The organism is Dokdonella soli (genome assembly GCF_039523175.1).
GTDB lineage: Bacteria > Pseudomonadota > Gammaproteobacteria > Xanthomonadales > Rhodanobacteraceae > Dokdonella_A > Dokdonella_A soli.
On sequence record NZ_BAAAEU010000001.1, the window covers coordinates 85,363 to 108,317 of the forward strand.

The 22,955-nt window shown below is 65.4% G+C and carries 17 protein-coding genes; 6 read left to right on the plus strand and 11 right to left on the minus strand.

Going from position 1 to position 22,955, the window contains the following annotated elements; all coding sequences use genetic code 11:
• Positions 1-46 precede the first annotated feature (46 nt).
• Positions 47-4,990: an NAD-glutamate dehydrogenase gene (locus ABD002_RS00400; RefSeq protein WP_343785992.1), complete on the minus strand. Its 4,944-nt coding sequence runs from the start codon at positions 4,988-4,990 to the stop codon at positions 47-49.
• Between the two features lie 364 nt (positions 4,991-5,354).
• Between ABD002_RS00400 and ABD002_RS00405 the strand changes: the two genes are divergently transcribed.
• Both ABD002_RS00405 and ABD002_RS00410 read left to right on the plus strand, forming a co-directional pair.
• Entirely contained in the window at positions 5,355-6,143 is a 789-nt protein-coding gene (locus ABD002_RS00405; RefSeq protein ID WP_343785994.1) for a lytic transglycosylase domain-containing protein, read from the plus strand.
• Between the two features lie 56 nt (positions 6,144-6,199).
• Positions 6,200-6,955, plus strand: a complete 756-nt coding sequence (locus ABD002_RS00410) for a class I SAM-dependent methyltransferase (protein ID WP_343785996.1) — start codon at positions 6,200-6,202, stop codon at positions 6,953-6,955.
• 576 nt (positions 6,956-7,531) lie between these two features.
• On the opposite strand, the gene ABD002_RS00415 is transcribed toward ABD002_RS00410, so the two are convergent.
• Together ABD002_RS00415 and ABD002_RS00420 are read right to left on the minus strand one after the other, a co-directional pair.
• On the minus strand, positions 7,532-8,692 hold the full coding sequence (locus tag ABD002_RS00415) for an acyl-CoA dehydrogenase family protein (protein WP_343785998.1): 1,161 nt from the start codon (positions 8,690-8,692) through the stop codon (positions 7,532-7,534).
• Between the two features lie 83 nt (positions 8,693-8,775).
• Entirely contained in the window at positions 8,776-9,576 is an 801-nt protein-coding gene (locus tag ABD002_RS00420) for a carboxylesterase family protein (protein WP_343786000.1), read from the minus strand.
• 110 nt (positions 9,577-9,686) lie between these two features.
• Between ABD002_RS00420 and ABD002_RS00425 the strand changes: the two genes are divergently transcribed.
• The 3 genes from ABD002_RS00425 (at position 9,687) to metH (ending at position 14,614) form a co-directional block, all read left to right on the plus strand.
• Positions 9,687-10,613, plus strand: a complete 927-nt coding sequence (locus ABD002_RS00425) for an ArsR/SmtB family transcription factor (RefSeq protein ID WP_343786002.1) — start codon at positions 9,687-9,689, stop codon at positions 10,611-10,613.
• A complete protein-coding gene (locus tag ABD002_RS00430; protein ID WP_343786004.1) occupies positions 10,610-11,719 on the plus strand; it encodes a homocysteine S-methyltransferase family protein in 1,110 nt (369 codons plus the stop codon). The genes ABD002_RS00425 and ABD002_RS00430 overlap by 4 nt, the downstream gene beginning before the upstream one ends.
• 186 nt (positions 11,720-11,905) lie before the next feature.
• Positions 11,906-14,614, plus strand: coding sequence for a methionine synthase (gene metH / locus ABD002_RS00435; protein ID WP_343786006.1), 2,709 nt, complete (start codon positions 11,906-11,908; stop codon positions 14,612-14,614).
• A 92-nt stretch (positions 14,615-14,706) separates the two neighbouring features.
• On the opposite strand, the gene ABD002_RS00440 is transcribed toward metH, so the two are convergent.
• From ABD002_RS00440 to ABD002_RS00475, 8 genes are all read right to left on the minus strand, one after another.
• Positions 14,707-15,120 (minus strand): DUF4279 domain-containing protein, encoded by a 414-nt coding sequence (locus ABD002_RS00440; protein WP_343786008.1) that lies wholly within the window; start codon positions 15,118-15,120, stop codon positions 14,707-14,709.
• 44 nt (positions 15,121-15,164) lie between these two features.
• Positions 15,165-15,494: a lipid-A-disaccharide synthase N-terminal domain-containing protein gene (locus ABD002_RS00445; protein WP_343786010.1), complete on the minus strand. Its 330-nt coding sequence runs from the start codon at positions 15,492-15,494 to the stop codon at positions 15,165-15,167.
• Between the two features lie 125 nt (positions 15,495-15,619).
• Positions 15,620-16,687, minus strand: a complete 1,068-nt coding sequence (locus tag ABD002_RS00450) for a class III poly(R)-hydroxyalkanoic acid synthase subunit PhaC (RefSeq protein ID WP_343786012.1) — start codon at positions 16,685-16,687, stop codon at positions 15,620-15,622.
• A 20-nt stretch (positions 16,688-16,707) separates the two neighbouring features.
• Complete coding sequence (phaE, locus tag ABD002_RS00455; protein WP_343786014.1) at positions 16,708-17,991, minus strand: class III poly(R)-hydroxyalkanoic acid synthase subunit PhaE; 1,284 nt, start codon at positions 17,989-17,991, stop codon at positions 16,708-16,710.
• Between the two features lie 73 nt (positions 17,992-18,064).
• Positions 18,065-18,724, minus strand: a complete 660-nt coding sequence (locus ABD002_RS00460; protein ID WP_343786016.1) for a class I SAM-dependent methyltransferase — start codon at positions 18,722-18,724, stop codon at positions 18,065-18,067.
• Between the two features lie 206 nt (positions 18,725-18,930).
• Positions 18,931-19,395, minus strand: a complete 465-nt coding sequence (locus ABD002_RS00465) for a hypothetical protein (RefSeq protein WP_343786018.1) — start codon at positions 19,393-19,395, stop codon at positions 18,931-18,933.
• Between the two features lie 77 nt (positions 19,396-19,472).
• Positions 19,473-21,665: a bifunctional 23S rRNA (guanine(2069)-N(7))-methyltransferase RlmK/23S rRNA (guanine(2445)-N(2))-methyltransferase RlmL gene (rlmKL, locus tag ABD002_RS00470; RefSeq protein ID WP_343786721.1), complete on the minus strand. Its 2,193-nt coding sequence runs from the start codon at positions 21,663-21,665 to the stop codon at positions 19,473-19,475.
• Between the two features lie 4 nt (positions 21,666-21,669).
• Positions 21,670-22,182: an alpha/beta hydrolase gene (locus ABD002_RS00475; RefSeq protein WP_343786020.1), complete on the minus strand. Its 513-nt coding sequence runs from the start codon at positions 22,180-22,182 to the stop codon at positions 21,670-21,672.
• Between the two features lie 146 nt (positions 22,183-22,328).
• On the opposite strand from ABD002_RS00475, the gene ABD002_RS00480 reads away from it, so the two are divergent.
• Positions 22,329-22,913: an N-acetylmuramoyl-L-alanine amidase gene (locus ABD002_RS00480; RefSeq protein ID WP_343786723.1), complete on the plus strand. Its 585-nt coding sequence runs from the start codon at positions 22,329-22,331 to the stop codon at positions 22,911-22,913.
• The last annotated feature ends 42 nt before the right edge of the window (positions 22,914-22,955 follow it).

The following is a 22,955-nucleotide window of genomic DNA, read 5'->3' on the forward strand; positions in this document are numbered from 1 at the left end:
CTGCGGCGCCGTGTCCGGGAAGCTACCACGACCAGGGGACGCGCGATCAAGCCGCCTTCGCCGCCGCTTGCACGAGCTGCGCGAAACGGCGCAGCGCGACCGAGGCGATCGGGTAGTCGACCGTTTGCGAACGGATCTCGCCAAGCAGGCCGAGCGTGAATTTCAATGTCGGATCGTCGCGTTCGAGCCACTGCGCGACCGGGTGCTCGACTGCGTCAGACGCGCTGGCGAGGATCTGCGATGCCAGTGCGCGGTGCTGCGTGGCGAGTTCATCGCGCAGCGAACCGCGCGCCTGCGCATGCCAGCGGCTTTCGACCGGCAGCCCCTCGATCTGATGGCGCAGGCCGTCGATCTCGAGCGCCTGACCGAGTTCGAAGAACACCGATGCGACGCGGTCGACGGGCCGTCCGCTCTCGAGCGCGACCTCGACGATGTCGAACGCGACACCGAGCACCGGAATCGTGGCGAGCCGCTGCGCCAACGTCTCGGAAACACCGAGGCCCTGCCACTTCTCGACGTCGGCTTCGTAGTCGGCGCGGCCGGTCGCGGTCAGCACACGCGGCAGCGCGCCGCGCAACTGGGCGACACCGGGCGTGTAGCGCTCGACGATACCGGCGATGTCGAGGCCGGCGCCACGATGGTTGAGCAGCCAGCGCGTCAGGTTGCGCAGCAGATCCCACATCTTCAGCAGTGCGTCGATCTGCACGGACTCGCCGACCTTGCCGTCGAGCGCTTCGATCTCCGCCCACAGCGAGCGCGCGTCCATGATCTCGCGGACCGCCGAATAGGCCTTCGCGATCGCCGCCGGCGGCTGGCCGGTGTCCTCCTGCATGCGCAGCACGAAGGTTGCGTCCATGCGATTGACCATGGAATTGGTCACCGCGGTCGCGATGATCTCGCGCTTCAGGCGGTGCCGCTGCATGTGCTCGGCATAGCGCGCGCGCAGCGGCTCCGGGAAGTAGCGCGAGAGTTCCTTGGAAAGGTAGGGATCCTCGGGCACGTCGGAATCGAGCAACTGCTGGAACAGCTTGATCTTCGAATACGACAGCAGCACGGCCAGTTCCGGGCGCGTCAGCCCCTGGCGGCGCGCCTTGCGCTCGGCGATCTCGGTGTCGGTCGGCAACGACTCGATCTGGCGGTCGAGCAGGCCCTCGGCTTCGAGCGTGCGGATGAAATGCGCGTTCGAGCCGAGGCGATGCACCGACATGTGCTCCATGACCGTGATCGCCTGGTTCTGGCGGTAGTTGTCGGACAGCACGAGGCGTCCGACTTCGTCGGTCATCGCCGCGAGCTGCGCGTTGCGCTGCTCCACGGTCAGCTCGCCGCGCTGCACCGCGTCGTTGAGCAGGATCTTGATGTTGACCTCGTGATCGGAGGTGTCCACGCCGGCCGAATTGTCGATGAAGTCAGTATTGAGCAGTACGCCGTGCTGGGCGGCCTCGATGCGGCCCTTCTGGGTGAAGCCGAGGTTGCCGCCCTCGCCGATCACCTTGCAGCGCAGCTCCCTGCCGTTGATGCGCAGCGCGTTGTTGGCGCGGTCGCCGGCGTCGGCGTTACTCTCGCTTTCAGCCTTGACGTAGGTGCCGATGCCGCCGTTCCAGAGCAGGTCGACGGGCGCCTTCAGGATCGCGTTGACCAGTTCGATCGGCGACATCGCGGTCACTTCAGCAGGAATACCGAGGGCTTCACGCACTTCCGGCGTCAGCGCGATCGACTTCGCGCTGCGCGGATACACACCACCGCCCTTCGAGATCAGCTTCACGTCGTAGTCGGCCCACGACGAACGCGGCAGCTTGAACATGCGCTGGCGTTCGGTGAACGAAGTCGCCGCATCCGGATGCGGATCGAGGAACACGTGGCGATGGTCGAACGCCGCGACCAGGCGGATGTGCCTCGACAGCAGCATGCCGTTGCCGAACACGTCGCCGGACATGTCGCCGACGCCGACGCAGGTGAAATCCTGGCTCTGGCTGTCGCGGCCCAGTGCACGGAAGTGGCGCTTGACCGACTCCCAGCCGCCCTTCGCGGTGATGCCCATGCCCTTGTGGTCGTAGCCGACCGAGCCGCCCGACGCGAACGCGTCGCCGAGCCAGTAGTTGTGCTCGGCGCTGACGCCGTTGGCGATGTCGGAGAACGTTGCGGTGCCCTTGTCGGCGGCGACGACCAGGTACGGATCATCGGCGTCATGGCGCACGACGTCCTGCGGGTGTGCGACCGCGCCTTCGACGAGGTTGTCGGTAATGTCGAGCAGGCCGTTGATGAACATCTTGTAGCAGGCGATGCCTTCGGCGAGCACCGCATCGCGCTCGCCGCTCTCCGGCGGACGCTTCACGAAGAAACCGCCTTTCGAACCGACCGGCACGATGACCGTGTTCTTGACCATCTGCGCCTTGACCAGGCCAAGCACTTCGGTGCGGAAGTCCTCGCGACGGTCCGACCAGCGCAGGCCACCACGCGCGACCGGCCCGAAACGCAGATGCACGCCCTCCACGCGCGGCCCGTAGACGAAGATCTCGCGGTACGGACGCGGCTTGGGCAGGTCCGGGACGCGCGCCGGGTCGAACTTGAAGCTGATGTAATCCTTCGGCTTGCCATCGCGCGACTGGAAAAAATTCGTGCGCAGGGTCGCGCCGATCACGCCCAGGTAGGCGCGCAGGATGCGGTCCTCGTCGAGGCTTGCGACGTTCTCGAGCAACGCCTTGATCGCCGCGATCACCGCTTCGATCTGGCGCATGCGCGGCGCCGAGCGCGCAGCGACAAGCTCATCGATGAAATGTGGATTCGTCTTCGTCACCGCTTCGGGAACCAGCGCGCGCAATTCGCATGCGAGTTCCTTGCCGGCCGCATCGATGGCCGCCTTGCCGGCGCTTTCGCGCTGCGGATTGAAACCCGCCTCGAACAACTCGACCAGCAGCCCCGCGATGGCCGGATAGCGGTTCAGCGTCTCCTCCATGTAGGACTGCGAGAACGTCACGCCTGTCTGCAGCAGGTACTTGCAGTAGCCGCGCAGCACGCTGACCTGTCGCCAGTCGAGCCGCGCCGTCAGCACGAGATTGTTGAAACCATCGTTCTCGGCGCGACTGCGCCACAGCGCCTCGAAGCCGCGCTCGAAGCGAGCGTGCAGATCGGCCAGATCGAACTTCAGCGGCGCCTTCGGCGTCAGCTCGAAGTCGTGGATGGTCAACGCGCGGCCCTGCCGGTCCAGCGTGTAGACGTGCTCGGCAACCACGCGCACGCCCATGTTCTCGAGCATCGGCAGGGCGTCAGACAGCGAGATCGGCACGCCGAAATGCATCACCTTGAAACGCAGGCCGCCATCCCGCGGATCCTGGTACAGCGTCATGTGGATGTCGTCGTCGGCCTTGAGCGCGGCCAGCGCGCGCACGTCGACGGCGGCGATCTGCGGCGTCACGTCTTCGACGTAGCCGGCCGGCAGCGCACGAGCGTGGCTCGCCAGCGCCATGCCCTGCTGCTCGCCGAGTTCGCGCACCAGCGTGTCACGCAGTTCGTCGTGCCAGTTGCGCACGATGCCGACGATCTTCGCCTCGAGATCGGCCACGTCGTAGTCGGCACGGTCGCCTGGCTTCGGGCGGATCACCAGGTGCAGGTGCGCCAGCGGCGATTCGCCGACCTGGATCGATGAATCGATGCGTTCCCCGTGCAGCGCGCCCTTGAGCAGTGCCTCGATGCGCTCGCGGACTTCGCTGCTGAAGCGGTCGCGCGGCAGATAGACGAGGCAGGAATAGAAGCGTCCGTACAGGTCGCGGCGCAGGAACAGGCGCGTGCGCGGCCGTTCGCGCAACGCGAGGATGCCGGTCGCGGTCGCGCAGAGTTCATCTTCGCTGCACTGGAACAACTCGTCGCGCGGCAGCAGCTCGAGCACGTGGCGCAGCGCCTTGCCGGAGTGCGAATCGCGGCGCAGGCCGGAGCGACGCATGACCGCCTCGACCTTGCGGCGCACCAGCGGCACATCCTGCGGGCGCGCCATGTAGGCGTTGGTCGTGAACAGGCCGAGGAACCGCTGCTCGACGACCGGCACGCCGGCCTCGTTGAAACCGAGCACGCCGATGTAGTCCATGTAGCCGGGACGATGCACGCTCGCACGCGCATTGGTCTTGGTCAGGATGATCGCGTCCATCGAACCGGATTGCGGCAGATCCTTGGCGACCAGGGTGCGCAGCGAGCGCGGCGCGACGGAACGCTCCGAGCCGTGCAGGATGCCGAGGCCAGAACCCTCGACCGCCTGCAGGACTTCGTCGTCGCCGGACTTCACGACGTGGTATTCGCGATAACCGAGGAAGGTAAAATTGTCGTCGGCGGCCCAGCGCAGGAAATCCTGCGCCTCGGCGACGCCGGCCGCGTCGAGCGGCATCGTGCGCTTGCCGAGTTCATCGGCGAGCGCGAGCATGCGCGCGCGCATCGGCTGCCAATCCGTGACGCTCGCACGCACGTCATCGAGCCCATCGAGGATGGCTTGCTTCAGGCGATCCAGATCGGCCGTGTCGGCGACCCGGTCCACCTCGAAGTGCATGATCGACTCCGTCGCGCCGGCGGTACCGTCGATCGGTGCCACACCGACCATGCGACCTTCGGCATCACGCTCGATGCGAAACACCGGATGGATGACCGAATGGATCGCCAGCCCCGCATTCGCGATCGCCATGCCGACCGAATCGACGAGGAACGGCATGTCGTCGGTCACCACCTCGACGATCGTGCGCCCGGCCAGACCGCTCGCTCCTGCCCCAGGGTTGACCACACTCACCTTCGCCGTGCCAGCACGGCGCTCGCGTGCCAGGTCGAGCACACCCTGCGCCCGATCCGCCCAATCGGCGGCGTTGCGCGCGACCAGCTCGTCGGCAGGAACCCGGCGCAGGAATTCGCCGGCAAAGGTCTGTGCTTCGCGCAGCTGCGCGCCGCTGAATCGGGTGGACAGACAATTGAGGACAGGATCGACGGGCGTGCCGGACACGGCGCCTGGAGAGGTCATGAGGGGTCCGAAAAAGGAAGAAAATAGCGGGCCGCAGAGGATACGCCGCGCTCCCTGAGGAATCCATAAGCGACGCCGGTGGAAGCCGCTTGCAACGCGGCTTCGACAGCGGTTGCGTGCATGTACTCCTGCAGATGGATGAGCGCTGCCCGCAGCGGGATAGTTGCGATCTGCTCGCGACTTTCACGTGGCTTCGGGAGAATCGTGGTGCACGCTTGCGAATGCTGTACTGCCCCGCTATGACGGAACGAAATACGTGATCCCTGCCGGGCTGTCTACGTTTCCGTGATCGATACGCGGGCTCGCCCTCCGCACGATGAAGGGCGAGCCCGATCGTTCAGGGAGCGGCCTTACAATCGCGCGGATGGCGCGCCGGCTGATCCCTGCCCTGCTGATCCTGCTCGCATTCGCAATACCGCCGAAAGCGCGCGCGCGGACGGTCTATCGCTGTGTCCGCGACGGCACGGTCAGCCTGGCTACCGCGCCGGAACCGGGTTCCCAGTGCTTCGCCAAGGAACTCGACGACAACGCGGCGATCCTGCCGAATCTGTGGGGCACGATGGGCGTGGTCCACGGCACCCTGTACCAGCGCACGCAGGACGGCAAGACCGTCTACAGCACGCGCAACCTGCCCGGCTCGACCAGGGTGCTCGCGTTCACGGTGAAGACGCCGGAGGGATCGCCCGCGCACGCCGGCCTCGGCAAGGTCGGCGCGCCGCGGCTTGGCGAGTTTCCGCGGCAATTCAAGGCTGCCGCGAACGCGACCGGTGTCGATGAAGCCTGGCTGCGCGCGATCGCGCACGCGGAGAGCGCCTACGACGCGAACGCGATCTCCGTGAAGAACGCGAAGGGCGTGATGCAGCTGATGCCGGACGTGATCGCCGACTACGGTGTCAAGGATCCGTTCTCCGCGAAGGAATCGATCATGGCCGGCGCGCGCCACCTGAAGACGCTGCAGACGCTCTACGAAGGTGACCTCACCCTGGTCGCCGCGGCCTACAACGCCGGCATCGGCGCGGTGACGCAATACGGCGGCGTGCCGCCGTATGTCGAGACCCAGGAATACGTTGCCAAGGTGCAGGCGCTCTATGCCCGCTATCGCAAGGCCATGGGCCTCGCAGCGCTGCCCGTACAGCTGCAGCCGGCGCAGTAGCCGACTCCGCCGGCGCAAACCGCTAGAATCGCGGTTTGCCCACTACGCCTGCCGCAATGAGCGCGATCGAAGACCGCATCCTCGACAAGACCTGGTTCTACCGCTTCCGCCTGCCGAGCGGCAGGATCACCACGACGTATGACGACGGCGCGCTCGACCAGATCCACGACAGCCGCCTCGCGATGCTGAAGCAGGTGGTCGATCAGCGCTTCGGCGGCACGCTCGCCGGCCACAACGCGATCGACATCGCCTGCCACCAGGGCTGGTTCTCGACCAAGCTGGTCGAGTGGAACGCGGACGACGTGCTCGCAGTCGACGCACGCGCCGAACACGTCGCCGACACCACGCTGATCCGCGACGCATTGAACCTCTCCAAGCTGCGCGTGATGCAATCCGACGTGCATGCGATCGACACTGCGAAGCTCGGCCAGTTCGACCTCGTGCTGATGCTGGGTCTCATCTACCACCTCGAGAACCCGATCGGCGCGCTGCGCCAGGCGCGCGCGCTGACGCGGCACATGTGCGTCGTCGAGACGCAGATCGTGCCCGGCATGACCGGCATGGTCGACTACGGCAGCTACCGCTTCGTGCGCCCGCTCAAGGGCTCGTTCGGCATCATCGACGAAACCGACGACACGCACGGGCCTGAGGCCAGCACGACCGGCATCTGCCTCGTCCCAAGCCTCGAAGCGCTGTTCTGGATCATGCGCAAGATCGGCTTCGCGCGCGTCGAGCTGGTGCCGCCGCCGGAAGATGCGTACGAGCAATTGCGCTATGGGAAGCGAGTGATGGTCGCTGGGTACGTCGAGTAGCAGACTGTCAGTTCGCTGGGATGGGCCAGCAGACATCAACACTCGTGTCGTCACTGGCGTCGGGCATCACTTCGTTCAACCCGACTTACCGATCCACATTAACGCCCACCGGGCATGATGTGGAAACCAATACCTAGCCCCGTTAGTATCATCATGACGCCCGCGACCACCAAGATCGCAAAATGAAAGAACGCCATATTGCGATGGCGAGGACTAGAAACATTTTCACAGATCCACATGAGGCCACGAAGAAAAAAAGACTTATGGCTGCAGTAGTAACTTGCAAGAAACATGAGGCCCATCGCGACTAAGAGCATTCCGCCGAAGAAAACACTTGGCGCGCATATCAAGGGAGATGTCGTTGGAAACGTCAGCGATGCCCATAACAACACGACTAGAGTCCCAACGAGTACGAGGCTCAGTGCATAACCAGGCTTTTCTTTTTTTGCGGGCCGAATCACTACCTACCCTTCTCAGAAATATGTAGTGCGTAGGTTGGGGGTGAGCCTGCGAACCCCAACGCCCACGTCGCCGATGTTGGGCATCGCTTCGCTCAGCCCAACCTACCCGCTCCGCTCAACGCACCCCGGTCTCGTTGCGCGCAATCACCAACCGCTGGATCTCGCTCGTGCCCTCGTAGATCTCGGTGATCTTCGCGTCGCGGAAGTAGCGCTCGAGCGGCATTTCCTTTGAGTAGCCCATGCCGCCGTGGATCTGCACGGCCTGGTGGGTGATGAACATTGCGGCTTCCGACGCGTACAGCTTGGCCACCGAGGCTTCGGTGCTGAAGCGGCCGCCGTTCTTCTCGGTCTGCGTCTTCGCAAATGCGGCGCGCAACACGAGCAGGGTTGCCGCGTCGAGGCGGCACTTCATGTCGGCGATCTTGGCCTGGATCATCTGGAACGAGCCGATCGGGCTGCCGAATGCCTTGCGCTCGCGCACCCACGTGAGGCTGGCCTCGTAGGCCGCACGCGACAGGCCGATCGCCTGCGAGGCGATGCCGATGCGGCCGGCGTCGAGCACGCCCATCGCGATGCCGAAACCCTTGCCTTCCGCGCCGAGCATGTCGGCTGCGGGGCACACGTAGTCGCTGAACTCGATCTCGCAGGTCGCCGACGCGCGGATGCCGAGCTTGGGTTCGGTCTTGCCAGCGTGGAAGCCGGGGCGCGCAGTGTCGATGATGAACGCTGATACGCCCTTGGCGCCGATGCCGGGCGTGGTGATCGCAAACAGCACGATGTACTTCGCGACCGGGCCGGAGGTGATCCAGCTCTTCTTGCCGTTGATGACCCAGTCGCCGTTCGCGTTCTTCGTCGCGCGCGTATGCATCGCGGACGCGTCCGAGCCGGACTGCGGTTCGGTCAGCGCGTAGGCGCCGATCGCCTCGCCGGTCGCGATCGCGCGCACGTACTTCTGCTTCTGCTCCTCGGTGCCGTACTTCAGGATGCCGTTGCAGTACAGCGAGTTGTTCACCGACATGATCGTCGAGTGCGCGCAGTCGGCCTCGGCGATCTCCATCATCGCGAGCGCGTAGGCGATCGTGTCCATGCCGGCGCCGCCGTACTCGTGCGGCACCTCGATGCCCATCAGGCCGAGCTGGCCCATTTCGCGGATGTTGTCGAGCGGGAACTCGCCGGACTTGTCGAATTCGGCGGCGACCGGCGCGATGCGCTTCTGCGCGAAGTCGCGCGCGATAGCCTGGATCGAAAGCTGGTCGTCGGTGTAGCGGAAGTCCATGCAAGCTCCTCGGATCGGCACGCCGGGCGGCGCGCGATGCGCAAACGTGGGGGAAGGTTGCCGATTTTAGCGGTTCCGCCGCATCAGCGCGCGGGTGCCGCGAAGTCGCAGGGTTTCCCGCGCAGGCGCTGATCGAGCATCCAGGGCAGCAGCGCGTCTTCGGCGTAGGCGCGCGCCCAGATCACGTGCTTCTCGCCCGCATATTCGGTGTAGCGCGGCGTGCCGCCCATCGCGCGCAGCGCGCGCACGACTGCGCGCGAACCGAGCATCGCGCCGTCGTAGCCGGTTTCGATGTCGGTGTCGTCGTCCTCCGCGCCATGGAAGGCCCATTGCGGCACGTCGCGGATCGAGCCGAGGCCCGCGAGTTCGGTCATGCCGGACATCGGCACGCCGGCTGCAAAGCAGCGCGGATAGGCCTTGAGCACGTCCCAGACGCCGGTCCCGCCATCCGAAATGCCGGTCAGATAGACACGGCGCGGATCGATCGGCCAGCGCGCGAGCGCGTCGCGCACGACTGCGACAACGCGGTCTGGCAGCCAGTACGCGCCGGTCGTCTGCGGCACCACATAGACCAGCGGGATGCCGCCGTCGCGCGCGGTATCGACGAGTTCGTACGAGCCGTTGCCGCGACCGGCGAGCTGCGATTCGTTGTCGGTGCCGTCCTGCCAATCGCCGTGCAGGAACACGATCAGTGGCAGCCGTTCGTGGTTGCGCCGGCCGGGCGTCTCGATCGCGCGATACGGAACGTGCTGTGCGTCGGGCGTCCAGAACTTCGCGAGATCGGCGTCCTCGAGCTCGGCGGCCGAAGGCCGCGCACAGGTCCAGCAGAACAGCAAAGCAGGCAGCAGGCGCCAGGTGCGTGCGCCGAAGAATGATCCAAGCATGCGCGAAGCATACCTTTTCACCGCGGCCCCGCGCCCGACCGACATTGACGAAGGCCCGCCGCGCCGCTACCCTGCTCATCTATCTTTCGATCAAGATGAAAGGATAAATCTTGGATCTTGCCGCGACCTCGGCGCTGCTGCGGCTGCTTTCGGACCCGACGCGCGTACGCCTGCTCGCCTTGCTCGAGCGCGAGGAACTCACCGTCGCCGAACTATCGGCCGTGCTGCGCCTCGCGCAGCCGCGCGTGTCGACGCATCTGGCCAAGCTCAAGGAAGCGGACCTCGTGCGCGACCGCCGCGCAGGCGTGTCCTCGTATTACCGCTACAACGGTGAACTCGATCCGAAGGAACGCGCGTTGCTGCAGGCGCTGAAGGACAGCGTCGACGATGCGCTGCTGCGCGACGACGAGCGCCGCCTGCCTGCTGCGCTCGCCAAGCGCGCGCGCGCCGAGGGCTGGGCCGACACGGTCGCCGGGGACATGGAACGCCACTACTCGCCGGGCCGCACCTGGGAAACGCTCGCGCGTGGCATGACTCAGCTGGTCGAGACCGGCGACGTGCTCGATGTCGCGTCCGGTGACGGCGTGCTCGCCGAACTGCTCGCGCCGCGTGCGCGCTCGATCGTCTGCGTGGACGCGAGCCAGCGCGTCGTCGATGCGGCGCGCCAGCGCCTGAAGAGTTTCACGAACGTCGAGGTGCGCACCGGCGACATGCATGCGCTCGACTTCCCGGCCGCGCGTTTCGACCTCGTGCTGCTGATGCACGCGCTGACCTACAGCGACAAGCCGGCTGCGGTGATCGCGGAAGCCGCACGCGTGTTGCGTCGTGGCGGTCGCGTGGTCGCCGCGACGCTCGGCCGCCACGCGCATCGCGCCGTGGTCGAGCCGTTCGAACATCGCAACCTCGGTTTCACGGTCGACGAACTCGGCGACTTCGCGCGCAAGGCCAAGCTCGACGTGATCGCCTGCGAGCGCCTGACCCGTGAACGCCGCCCACCGCATTTCGAAGTCCTCAGCCTGCTCGCGAGGAAACCATGAGCATCCAGTTGCCGTATCTCCATCCCGAACGCGTGAAGGCGCTGTACGACGCGCTTGCGCAACGCATCCTCGTCATCGACGGCGCGATGGGCACGATGGTGCAGAGCTACCGGCTCGACGAGGCGGACTACCGCGGCGAGCGCTTTGCCAACGGCTTCGACCGTCTGCACGAGCCGCAGCGCGACGCCACGACACACCCGGGCCACGACCTCAAGGGTAACAATGACCTGCTGACCTTGACCCGTCCGGACGTGATCAGCGCGATCCACACGGCCTATCTCGATGCCGGCGCGGACCTGGTCGAGACAAACACGTTCAATTCAACGTCGGTCAGCCAGGCCGACTACCACCTCGAGCACGTGGTCTACGAGCTCAACCGCGAAGGCGCGCGGCTCGCTCGCGCGTGCTGCGACGCGGCCGAGGCGAACGCGCTTGATGGAGGCGGGCCCGACAAGCCGCGCTTCGTGATCGGCGTGCTCGGCCCGACCAGCCGCACCGCATCGATCAGCCCGGATGTGAACGATCCGGGTTTCAGGAACACAAGCTTCGAGGAGCTGCGCATCACGTATCGCGAGGCGACCGCGGGCCTGATCGACGGGGGCGCCGACACGATCATGGTCGAGACGATCTTCGACACGCTGAACGCGAAAGCCGCGCTGTTCGCGATCGAGGAAGAATTCGAGGCACGCGGTTCGCGCCTGCCGGTGATGATCTCCGGCACGATCACCGATCGCTCCGGCCGCACCTTGTCCGGCCAGACCGCCGAGGCGTTCTACGCCTCGGTCGCTCACGCGCGTCCGCTATCGGTCGGCCTCAACTGCGCGCTCGGCGCGAAGGAGCTGCGCCAGTACGTCGACGTGCTCGCACAGGTCGCAGGCTGCTACGTGAGCGCACATCCGAACGCGGGCCTGCCGAATGCATTCGGCGAGTACGACGAGACGCCCGAAGAAATGGCCGCAATGATCGGCGAGTTCGCGCGCAGCGGTTTGGTGAATCTCGTCGGCGGCTGCTGCGGCACGACACCCGCGCATATCAAGACGATTGCGGAGGTGGTAGCCGGCGTCGCGCCACGAATGCTGCCTGCCTCGCTTGGAATCGCTGCCTAGAGGATCCGGCGGAGACGAAACTTTCAGACCGTTCGTGCTGGGGTATCGAAGCATGAACGGTCGCGATGACCGACCGATTGCGAGGATCGCCCTGCCTCAGGCAAACGGAAGGTTCCGAACGACCTCGTTGTAGCGCCGTTCCAGCCAACCCACGGAACGGTGGAGAAGAAGAGCCAAAACTATCGTATGAACGCAACACCCCGCCCCACTCGCCTCTCCGGTCTCGAACCACTGCTGATCACACCGGAACTGCTGTTCGTCAACGTCGGCGAGCGCACCAACGTCACCGGCAGCGCGCAGTTCAAGAAGCTGATCAAGGAAGACCGCTACGCCGAGGCGGTGGCGGTCGCGCGCCAGCAGGTGGAAAGCGGCGCGCAGATCCTCGACGTGAACATGGACGAAGGCTTGATCGATTCGGAAGCCGCGATGGTGCGCTTCCTGAACCTGATCGCGTCCGAACCGGACATCGCACGCGTGCCGGTGATGGTCGATTCCTCGAAGTGGAGCGTGATCGAAGCCGGTCTGCGTTGCCTGCAGGGCAAGGGCGTGGTCAACTCGATCTCGCTGAAGGAGGGCGAGGAGGTCTTTCTCGACCACGCGAAGAAGGTGTTGCGCTATGGCGCCGCCGCGGTGGTGATGGCGTTCGACGAACAGGGCCAGGCCGACACCTGCACGCGCAAGGTCGAGATCTGCACGCGCGCCTACACGCTGCTCACCGAACGCCTCGGCTTTCCGCCCGAGGACATCATCTTCGACCCGAACATCTTCGCGATCGCGACGGGTATCGAAGAACACGACAACTACGCGGTCGACTTCATCGAGGCGACGCGGATCATCAAGCAGACGCTGCCGCACTGCCATGTGTCAGGCGGCGTCTCCAACGTGTCGTTCTCATTCCGCGGCAACGAGACCGTGCGCCAGGCGATCCACGCGGTGTTCCTCTACCACGCGATCCGCGCCGGCATGGACATGGGCATCGTCAACGCCGGCGCGTTGCCGATCGTCGACGATCTCGATCCGGAACTGCGCGAACGTGTCGAGGACGTGGTCCTCAACCGGCGCAAGGACTCGACCGAGCGACTGCTCGAAGTCGCCGAGCGCTACAAGGCGAAGAAGGGTGAACCCGTCGTCGAGAACCTGGCCTGGCGCGCGATGCCGATCCGCGAACGTCTCGCGCATTCGCTCGTGCATGGCATCGATACATTCGCCGAACAGGATGCCGAGGAGGCGCGCCAGCTCACGCCGCGGCCGCTCGACGTGATCGAAGGTCCGCTGATGGACGGCATGAACATCGTCGGTGACCTGTTCGGCGCCGGCAAGATGTTCCTGCCGCAGGTCGTGAAATCGGCGCGCGTGATGAAGAAGGCGGTCGCCTGGCTGCTGCCGTTCATCGAGGCGGAGAAGCTGCGCACGGGTGACGCCGGCAAGTCGAACGGGAAGATCGTGATGGCGACGGTCAAGGGCGACGTGCACGACATCGGCAAGAACATCGTTGGCGTCGTGCTCCGCTGCAACAACTTCGACGTGGTCGATCTCGGCGTGATGGTGCCGGCACAGAAGATCCTCGACACCGCGATCGCCGAGAAGGCCGACATGATCGGCCTGTCGGGACTGATCACTCCGTCGCTCGAGGAGATGAGTCACGTCGCGCGCGAGATGCAGCGCCAGGATTTCCATCTGCCCCTGCTGATCGGTGGTGCGACGACCTCGCGCGCGCACACCGCGCTGAAGATCGAACCGCACTACAAGTCGCCGTGCGTCTGGGTCAAGGACGCCTCGCGTGCGGTCGGCGTCGCGCAGTCGCTGATCTCAAAGGACATGGTCGATGCGTTCATGGCGAAGATCCGCAGCGAATACGCGGAGATCCGCGAGCGTCACAAGGACCGTGGCGGCGCCAAGCGGCTGGTGTCGCTGGACAAGGCGCGCGCACAGCGGTTCGATGGCGGCTGGACGGACTACACGCCACCGGTTCCGCTCAAGCCGGGCATCACGGTATTCGACGACTATCCTCTGGCCGAACTCGTCGACACCATCGACTGGTCGCCGTTCTTCAACGCATGGGAACTCGCCGGCCACTATCCGGCGATCCTCGACGACGCGGTCGTTGGCGCACAGGCCAGAGAGCTGCATCGCGATGCGCGTGCGATGCTGAAGGCGATCATCGACGAGAAGTGGCTGACCGCACGCGGCGTGATCGGGTTGTGGCCGGCGAACAGCGTGGGCGATGACGTCGAACTCTACTCTGCCGGCCCCGGCGGCACCGGCCGCGAGCGCGTAGCTACCCTGCACTTTCTCCGCCAGCAAGTCGACAAGCCAGTCGAGCGACCGGACTTCTGCCTTGCCGACTTCATCGCGCCGAAGGACTCGGGCGCAAGCGACTGGGTCGGCGCATTCGCAGTCACCGCCGGCATCGGGATCGACGAGCACGTGGCGCGCTTCGAACGCGACCATGACGACTATTCTGCGATTCTTCTGAAAGCATTGGCGGATCGCCTCGCCGAGGCGTTCGCCGAACGTCTGCATCAACGCGTGCGTCGCGAGCACTGGGGCTACGCAGGCGATGAGGCGCTGGACAACGATGCGCTGATCGCCGAAAAGTATCGCGGCATTCGCCCTGCGCCCGGCTATCCGGCGTGTCCCGATCACACCGAGAAGGAAACCCTGTTCCGCCTGCTTGATGCGACCAACAACGCTGGCATCTCGATCACCGAGAGCTTCGCGATGCTGCCTACCGCGGCCGTTTCAGGCTGGTACTTCTCGCATCCCGGCAGCCAGTACTTCGTGGTCGGGCGCCTGACCAAGGAACAGGTCGAGGACTATGCGAAGCGCAAAGGCTGGACGCTGGCCGAGGCCGAACGCTGGCTGGCGCCGAACCTGGATTACGATCCGGATTAGGTCGTAGGTTGGGGTGAGCTTGCGAACCCCAACGACACAAGTGGCGTTGGGCGTCGCTGCGCTCAGCCAACCTACGGCGCGGGAATCAGCCGTCAGATGTCGTGCCCGCCATCATCCACGTAGTAGAAATCGAGGTCAAAGCACAGGCCAAGTTGGGCGGCTTGGCGGATTTGCTCGCGATCAAAATGCATGCCGTGGCCAGTCGGCAAGTAGTAGCCAACACATCGCAAGGTGAGATCGTACTCAACCCAAAGGCAACGTAATCGTTCAGCTCGCGGGTGGAGCAGCAGCAGAATGTTCTGAATGTGTTGATCGAGCGGTTTCGTGTCGTCCAAGCCGCTCTTCACTTGCCAACACATCGACGTCCGTGGTCGTCCGTTGCGTGGATTGATATCTCCGATGTTCCATGCTTCAGAGGGTTTGTAGCCCATGAGCTCAGTTACGTGTTCGTGGGTTCCGGGGCCGGTCACGTGAAAATACGCATATTCGCGTGCAGTCAAAGCCATCTACGTCGCTACCTATGGTTGGAGCGAAGCCATACCCTAGCATGTCAACTCTCTTCAGATCCGCCTGGGCTGACGACTTCCGGCTGATGATGTCGCAGGTGCACAAACACGTTGTAGGCGGAGACGAACATCGGGAAGGCGTTCTGGATGATGCCGACCGAATCGTTCTTGCCCCAGACGAAGTACGCGAGTGTCATCACGCTGCCGACAATCGACAGATACCAGAACGACATCGGCATGACCACGCGCTTCAACTTCCTGGTCGCGTAGAACTGCACGAACCAGCGCGCGGTGAACAGGAAGGTGCCGACATAGCCGATCAGCTTCCACGGCGTGATCGTGAGACCGTGCAGATGGAACAGGACGTCGTTCATGGATGTGCGCTCGATGCGTAAAAAAGGGCGCCAGCTTGCCGCAACGGTTCTTTCGCCGTGGTTTCACCGGGTAGCGAGGCGTGTGGCTGGATGACTGCGGCTTGCGCCGCGAAACGCATGCGCCTTCAGCGTGCGCGCGCCGCCAGCCAGTCGTGGATCGCGGTAGGCACTTCGCGTTGCGCGCGCCCGGACACATAGATGCCGATGTGACCGCCGCGGAACGCGACCTGCGTATAGTCCTCGGTGCCGACATGCTCGCCGAGCACGCGTGAGGACGCAGGCGGCACCAGGTGGTCCTGCTCCGCGAACACGTTGAGCACCGGCATCGTGATGTTGCCGAGACGCACTTCACGCCCGCCGATCTTCAGGCCGCCCTTGACCAGTTTGTTGCCCTGGTAGAAGTCCTTGATGAACTGTCGGAACGCCTCGCCGGCCTGGTCCGGTGAATCGAAGATCCATTTCTCCATGCGCAGGAAATTCTCCATCTCGACCTTGTCGTCGAGGATGTCGACCAGCCCGATGTATTTCTGCTGGTTCAGGCGAACCGGCTTCAGCATCAGGTAGCACAGGTTCATCAGGTCGGCCGGCACGTTGCCGAGCGTGTCGACGAACAGATCGACATTCATCTCGCGCGTCCAGTTCGACAGCATGTTGTCCGGCGTGTGGAAATCGACCGGCGTGACCATCGTGATCAGGTTCTTCACCTTCTCCGGATGCATCGCGGCGAAGCACAGCGAGAACGCGCCGCCCTGGCAGATGCCGAGCAGGTTGATCTTCTTCACGCCCGCGCGCTTTGCGACCGCATCGACCGAACGCGCGATATAGCCGTTGATGTAGTCGTCGAGCGTCAGCCAGCGATCGGCGCCATCCGGATAGCCCCAGTCGATCAGATAGACGTCCTCGCCCTTCGCGAGCAAATTCCTGACCAGCGAGCGGTCGTCCTGCAGGTCGACCATGTACGGCCGGTTGACCAGCGCGTAGACGATGAGAATCGGCACCTTCGCGGTCGGCGGCCGCTCGCCCTTGAAGCGGTAGACGACCAGCTTGTCCTCGCGGTAGACGGCTTCCTTATCGGTCACGCCGAAGTCGACGTCATCGACCTCGCGCAGCGTTTTCAGCGCCGCCGCGAGCTTGCGTTGCGTGGTCAGCGCCTCATCGAGCGCCTTTGCCGGTTCGATCTTGATCGGGCCCATGCTGCGTCCTCGCTATGCGCTCAGCGCTTCTTCTTGTTCCTGGGTGCATCCGCCCGCTTTTCCGGACGATGCGATTTCGCGCGCGCGGTGCCCAGCGACGCATTCGCGAACTTCGCGATGCGCGACGCGAAATTCTTGGACGGTGCGGCGGTGTCATCCTTCGCATCACGCGTGGCCTTCGCCTTCCGCTTCTTCTTCGATGCGGGCACGACGGCTGGCTGCGCCACCACGCGGGCCCTGCGCGCACGCTTCTTGGGCGGTGCAGACCGCCCCGGCTCCGGATCGATTCCGGTTTCAGCTGCCTCGTTTGCTGTCGGGCGTGCGCCCTTCATGGCCGCCTTGAGCGCTGCGAATTCCTCGCGCAACGCGGCGACTTCGTTGGCGAGCGCATCGTCCGAGCCTTTGCCGCGTCCGCGCACTTCGCGGCGCAGCGCCTGCAAGCGTTCGCCGATACTGTTGAGCTCGCTGCGCGTCGGCATGCCGAAATCGACGCTGACACGCTCGACCTCCTGCTGGACCTGCGAGCGCACGCGCATCTGCGCATTGACCAGCGCGCCGTACGCCTCGCGGAATTCCATCGACAGCGCAATCTCGGCGTAGCCCTCCTCGGCCGCGTCGACCCAGAGGTCGTACAGCGCACGCAGGGATTCGATCTGCCGCCCCGGCTGCTCGCGTTCGGCGAGCTTGCCCTCGAACAGCTCGAAACCGCGCTGGCTCGCCCTGAGCATCAGCGCGTTGTAGCGGCGCATCTGCTCCTGGTAATCGACCCAGGTCACGGCCATCTTCTGGTAGTGCTCCTGATGCTCGCGCATAACGCCGAACGCGGGCAGGTTGAGCCACGCCTTGAGTTCACCGAAATCCGCAGGCGGCGGCGAACGCAGAGCACCCAGAGCGCTCATGAACTGCGCGAAGCCGTTGCCGCCCTGCCCGGCCAGTCCCTGCCATGCGCGCGCCATCGGATGCTCGAACAGCGAGGCGCCCGCGGGAATCGCGAAACCCTGGCGCAGAGCATCGGTCCATGGCGCGCCGTCACCTTGTGCGTTCGCAGTGAAGGCCGCGATCATCGATTGCATGAAGGCGGCATAGCTCTTTGCACTGTCGATCACGCGATCAATCGTCTCGCTCTGGCCGCCACCCGCGGCGAACAGGCGCGACCATTGCTCGAATCCCTCGTGCCACGGCGCCGATGCCGATGGCTGCGGCGCGGTGACGCCGCCGCGTGACGCGTCCTGCCACGCGCTCAGGTACTGGCGGGCGAACGCCTGCCACTGGTTCATCCAATCGGGGTTCGGCGATTCGCCCACGGCCTGTCCTCTGGGTTGCGCGTGCTTGCGCGCATCATAACGCGGCGCTGTTGCGGTACGACTGCGCGCGATATCAGACCGAGTCGCCGACGCGGACGGCATGAATCGGGGTCGAGCGGTTGCGCGTGTAGACGTAGATCCTGGCCGGCGGGACATTCCTCCATGCGACGCCGGCGCGGCGCGCATTGAGACCCAGTTCGTCGAGGAGTTCGCGCGGGATCGGACTCGACGGACCGTAGGTGAACTGGATCAGCGGCCGATCCGGCCCGAGCACGGAAAACACGGCCTGAAGGATGTCCTTTTGCAACTGGCGCGGCATCGCGAGGAATCCAAGCCCGCTGATCACCGCGTCGACACCGCTGGGCCCGGCGAAGCCGGTGCGCCCGACGATCCCGGCCAGGTCGCGGGCATCGCCGTTGACCACATGCGCATCGGGAAACCTCTGGCGCAGGAGCTGGTAGAGCTCGCCATTGAGTTCCAGCACGAGCAGATCGCGAGGTGCGATACCCCGCTCGATCAAGGCGCGCGTGAACGCGCCGGTTCCACCGCCGAGCTCGACGACACGCTGCGCTCCAACCGGCAGTTGCGCGACCATCTGGCGTGCCAGCTGTCGTCCCGATGGCGAGAAGGCTGCCATCGCGCGCGGATTCTTCAGCCACTGGCGGAAGAACGTCCATGCCGCCGGTATTTCGTCCGGCGCGGTCATGCCGGGTCGCGTGGGGTCGTTGCTCATGCGGGGATCAGGTCTGGAACAAAGCGGTCCATCATAACCCGATGCCGCCAACGCAAACCGCCCGCCCCGTTCGCTGATTCGACCGTTCGCCGGAAGGCATCGCGCAACTGGATAAAGAAACCCCGCGACGATCAGGGGAAATCGTCGCGGGGCGGGACGCTGACGGCGGGGAAGGGGGAGGGGTGCGCCGCCAGCGTGACGGGTGATCAGCGGCGGTAGTACCCGTCGCGATCGTAGTAACTGGCCCGGTGTCCGTAATCGCGATCGCGATCACGGCCGCGATAGGAGCGGTCACCGCGGTCGTAGTAGCGGCCCGAGTAGTACGTACGCACCGGCGCGTCGTAGTACACCGCGCCGTACGCCGGAGCGCTGTAGTACACCGGGGCTGCGTAGCCGTAGTCGTAGTAGCCCGGCGCATAGTACGCAGGCGCATAGTATGCAGGAGCGTAGTATGCAGGAGCGTAGTATGCAGGAGCGTAGTACTGCGCGTAGCCGCCGTAGTAGCCACCCCAGCCGCAGTGATGGCAGCCGGAAGCGTAGCCCAGGCTCACGCCCGGGAATCCAAGATTGATGCCAACGCTCCAGTGGCCGCGCGCGAACGCCGAGGGCGCAAGCGCAAGACCCGCGGCGATCAGCAATCCGAACAGCGAGAAACGAACCCTGCTGCGCATTTCCACGCCCTCCACCAACATGGATCGCATGCTGCGATCGGGCGGCTGAATCGGGACTGAAATAATTTCGCGAGACGTTAAGAAAACGCTGATCCGTGCCCTCGATGACGCAGTTCGTAACATCGATGGATGCGCGCATTGCGCGCGAAGTCGAAGGGAATCGTCGATGGCGTGATGTCACGCACGTCGAACGTCTGCAGCGATGTGGCATCCAGCGCGAAGCGGCGCGAGTTGTTCGAGAACACGATCAGCCCCTCGGGCGCGAGTCGCTCACCGCACAGCGCGAGCAGTTCGGCGTGATCGCGCTGCACGTCGAAATCGTCGGCGCGCTTCGAATTCGAGAAGGTCGGTGGATCGACGAACACGAGATCGTATTCGCCACGGTCGTGGCGCAGCCATTCCAGCACATCGGCCTGGACGAGCTGATGTCTCGCACCGGCGATGCCATTCAGCGCGAAGTTGCGTGTCGCCCACTCGAGATAGGTCGCCGACAGGTCGACGCTGGTCGTCGTGCGTGCGCCGCCGGCTGCGGCGTGCACGCTTGCGGTCGCGGTGTAGCAGAACAGGTTCAGGAAACGCTTGTCGCGTGCGGATTCGCGGATGCGCGCACGAGCGGGGCGATGGTCGAGGAACAGGCCGGTGTCGAGATAGTCGAACAGATTCACACGCAGCTTGAGGCCGCCCTCCTCGACCACCAGGAACTCGTTGCGCTGGTCGAAGCGGCCGTACTTTGAGCCCCCTTTGGCCTTGTAGCGTGTCTTTACCGCGATACGTTCGCGCGGCACCTCGAGTGCGACGCCGGCGGCGTGCACCAGATCGCGCAAGCGATCGCGCGCGACCTGTTCAGGGATATCGGCCGGCGGCGCGTATTCCTGCACATGCAACCACGTCTGCGGAAATGGCTCGACCTGCGCGGTGGAAACGTCGCGACCGATCGCAGTGTAGACGTCGATCGCCGCGGCGTATTCGGGAATGTCCGCGTCGTAGATGCGGTAGCACGAGATCCCCTTGCGCACCAAGCGCTTGCGCAAGTGCTTGTGCGACTTGCCGATCCGGTTCGCGACCGCCTGCGCACCTTCCGACAAGGGTCGCGCGGTCCGCTCACGCGGCGCAGATTCCGCAACGAGATCGAACGTCAGCAGGCGGCATTCGAGCGCGCCGTTGTAGAGCACGTAGCGTTTGTCCGCGCGCAGGCCGAGCGCGTGGCCAAGCTCGTCATCGGACACGATCACGGCCGCGTGCCAGCCTGTGAAATCGGCACGCAATCGATCGCCGAATGCGCGATACAGGCCGGCAAGGCGCTCGCGTTCCCCAAGGCGCTCGCCGTATGGCGGATTGCAGATCACCAGGCCCGGCACGTCGCAGCCGACCGGGCGATGCAGATGCTCGGCCGATTGCCGTGCGAGCTGCACGAACCCCGCGACGCCGGCGGCCTGCGCGTTGCGCTTGGCCTCGTTCAGCACGTTGGGATCGTGGTCGTAGCCGTAGAACACTGACCCGAGCGCACACAGGCCCTGCTCGGCACGCGCGCGCGCCTCCGCGATCACCGCCTGCCAGACCCCATCATCATGTCCACGCCATCCGAGGAAGCCGAAGTACGCGCGCCGGAGCCCTGGCGCGACATCAGCCGCGATCAGCGCTCCCTCGATCAGCAGCGTGCCGGCGCCACACATCGGATCGACCAGCGCGCCCCCTGCGGCATGGATCGCAGGCCAGCCCGCACGCAGCAACATCGCGCAGGCCAGGTTCTCCTTCAGCGGCGCGTCGCCCTGCCCCTGCCGCCAGCCGCGCCGGTGCAGCGGCGTGCCGGACAGGTCCAGCGACACCGTTGCGCGCTCGCGATGCAGGCGCACGTTCAGACGGATCGAAGGCTGGTCGACCTCGACATTCGGCCGCTCGCCCGTGCGCTCGCGGAACTGGTCGACGATCGCATCCTTGGTGCGCAGCGCGATGTATTGCGTGTGCTTCAGCGCGCTCGCGCCGCCCACCGCATCGACCGCGAACGTGCCGTCCGGCGCCAGATGCTGCGACCAGTCGATCGCCTGCACGCCCGCGTACAGCGCATCCGCGTCCGCCGCGTCGAACTCGGCAAGGCGCAGCAGGACGCGGCTGGCCAGCCGCGACCACAGGCAGGCGCGATAGGCGAGTTCCAGCGTGCCGCTGAAATGCACGCCGGCCAGCGCCTCGCGCGCGTCGTCGGCGCCGAGCGCGCGCAGTTCGTCGCGCAGCAGGTACTCGAGCCCCTTCGGGCAGGTGGCGAACAGGGTCAGCATGTCAGCCGAGGTCCGCGAGAAAACGCTGGAACATCGCAGCGCAATACGCGACATGCGCGCCCAGCCGATGGTCATCACGCACCAGATGCAGGGTCGCGCCGCGCTCGCGCGCGAAATCGATCGCGGCATCGACCGGGCAGAGCTCATCGCTCCAGCCGTGGACCAGCGCGGTCGGCACGTCCGCCGCGGCGAACCCATGCGGATAACCCGGAATCGCGGTCGGCAGCGCGAGCAGGAACAGGCCCTCGCAGGCGCGCCTGATCGACGCGAAGCCGGAGATGAACGCGCCCATGCTGGATCCGGCGAACACGACTCGGCCGTGCGGCGGCGCATGCTCCAGCGCGAGCGCGATGCGCGCGTCGATCGCGAGCGGATCGCGCGGCGCATCGATGTCGCGGTAGTCGGGTCGCACGTGCGCCCAGCCGAGCGCGTCGCAGACCTCGGCGAGCGCACTGACCTTGGTCGCCTGCGGCCCGCTTTCGAGACCGTGCGAGAGGATGACCGTACCTTTCATCGGGGAGCCGTGATGGGTGATTCGTGATTCGGAAGAGCGGAAGGCTACAGGCTTTTGCAGCTGCCGGCGTGGGCGCCCGCTTCGCCGCACCGGTGATGACCCGCTATGCTTCCACCAATCACGAATCACCAATCACCGGCTCCTGCATGCCCGCGCTTGCGATCGACAACTGGCCCCTGCCCTACGAGGAACGCCTCGCCGAGCGTCCGTCTGCGGCGATCGACCTTGTCGTGATCCACTGCACCGAGCTGCCGGACATGCAGATGGCGCGCGAGTTCGGCGAGCGCATCCACTATGCCGGCACGCAGACCGGCAACAGCGGCCACTACTACATCGACCTCACCGGCAAGGTGTTCCGCTTCGTCGCCGACACCCGCGTAGCGAACCACACGTTCGGCTACAACCCGCGTTCGATCGGCATCGAGCTGGTCAATATCGGCCGCTATCCGCATTGGGGTGACAGCCGCCACCAGGCGTTCACCGTGCCGTACACGCACGAACAGATTGACTCGCTGCGTGCGCTGCTCGCGCAGCTGCGCAACGATCACGCGAACCTGCATTGGATCGCTGGCCACGAGGACCTCGACCGCCGCCTCGAACCGGCCATCGACGATCCGGCGAAACTATTGCCCCGCCGACTGGATCCGGGCCCGCTGTTCCCATGGGCCGAGGTGATCGACGGCAGCGGCCTGGAACGGTTGTCGCCGCCCGCAAGCGAGCATTCGCACTAGTCCGGCACGGCTATACTTGCGCGCCTTTTTTCCAGCGCGCGC

Coding starts and splice junctions, on each gene's coding strand:
- ABD002_RS00400 (WP_343785992.1), bottom strand. CDS start 4,990: ATGACCTCTCCAGGCGCCGTGTCCGGCACGCCCGTCGATCCTGTCCTC.
- ABD002_RS00405 (WP_343785994.1), top strand. CDS start 5,355: ATGGCGCGCCGGCTGATCCCTGCCCTGCTGATCCTGCTCGCATTCGCA.
- ABD002_RS00410 (WP_343785996.1), top strand. CDS start 6,200: ATGAGCGCGATCGAAGACCGCATCCTCGACAAGACCTGGTTCTACCGC.
- ABD002_RS00415 (WP_343785998.1), bottom strand. CDS start 8,692: ATGGACTTCCGCTACACCGACGACCAGCTTTCGATCCAGGCTATCGCG.
- ABD002_RS00420 (WP_343786000.1), bottom strand. CDS start 9,576: ATGCTTGGATCATTCTTCGGCGCACGCACCTGGCGCCTGCTGCCTGCT.
- ABD002_RS00430 (WP_343786004.1), top strand. CDS start 10,610: ATGAGCATCCAGTTGCCGTATCTCCATCCCGAACGCGTGAAGGCGCTG.
- metH (WP_343786006.1), top strand. CDS start 11,906: ATGAACGCAACACCCCGCCCCACTCGCCTCTCCGGTCTCGAACCACTG.
- ABD002_RS00440 (WP_343786008.1), bottom strand. CDS start 15,120: ATGGCTTTGACTGCACGCGAATATGCGTATTTTCACGTGACCGGCCCC.
- ABD002_RS00445 (WP_343786010.1), bottom strand. CDS start 15,494: ATGAACGACGTCCTGTTCCATCTGCACGGTCTCACGATCACGCCGTGG.
- ABD002_RS00450 (WP_343786012.1), bottom strand. CDS start 16,687: ATGGGCCCGATCAAGATCGAACCGGCAAAGGCGCTCGATGAGGCGCTG.
- ABD002_RS00460 (WP_343786016.1), bottom strand. CDS start 18,724: ATGAGCAACGACCCCACGCGACCCGGCATGACCGCGCCGGACGAAATA.
- ABD002_RS00465 (WP_343786018.1), bottom strand. CDS start 19,395: ATGCGCAGCAGGGTTCGTTTCTCGCTGTTCGGATTGCTGATCGCCGCG.
- ABD002_RS00475 (WP_343786020.1), bottom strand. CDS start 22,182: ATGAAAGGTACGGTCATCCTCTCGCACGGTCTCGAAAGCGGGCCGCAG.
- ABD002_RS00480 (WP_343786723.1), top strand. CDS start 22,329: ATGCCCGCGCTTGCGATCGACAACTGGCCCCTGCCCTACGAGGAACGC.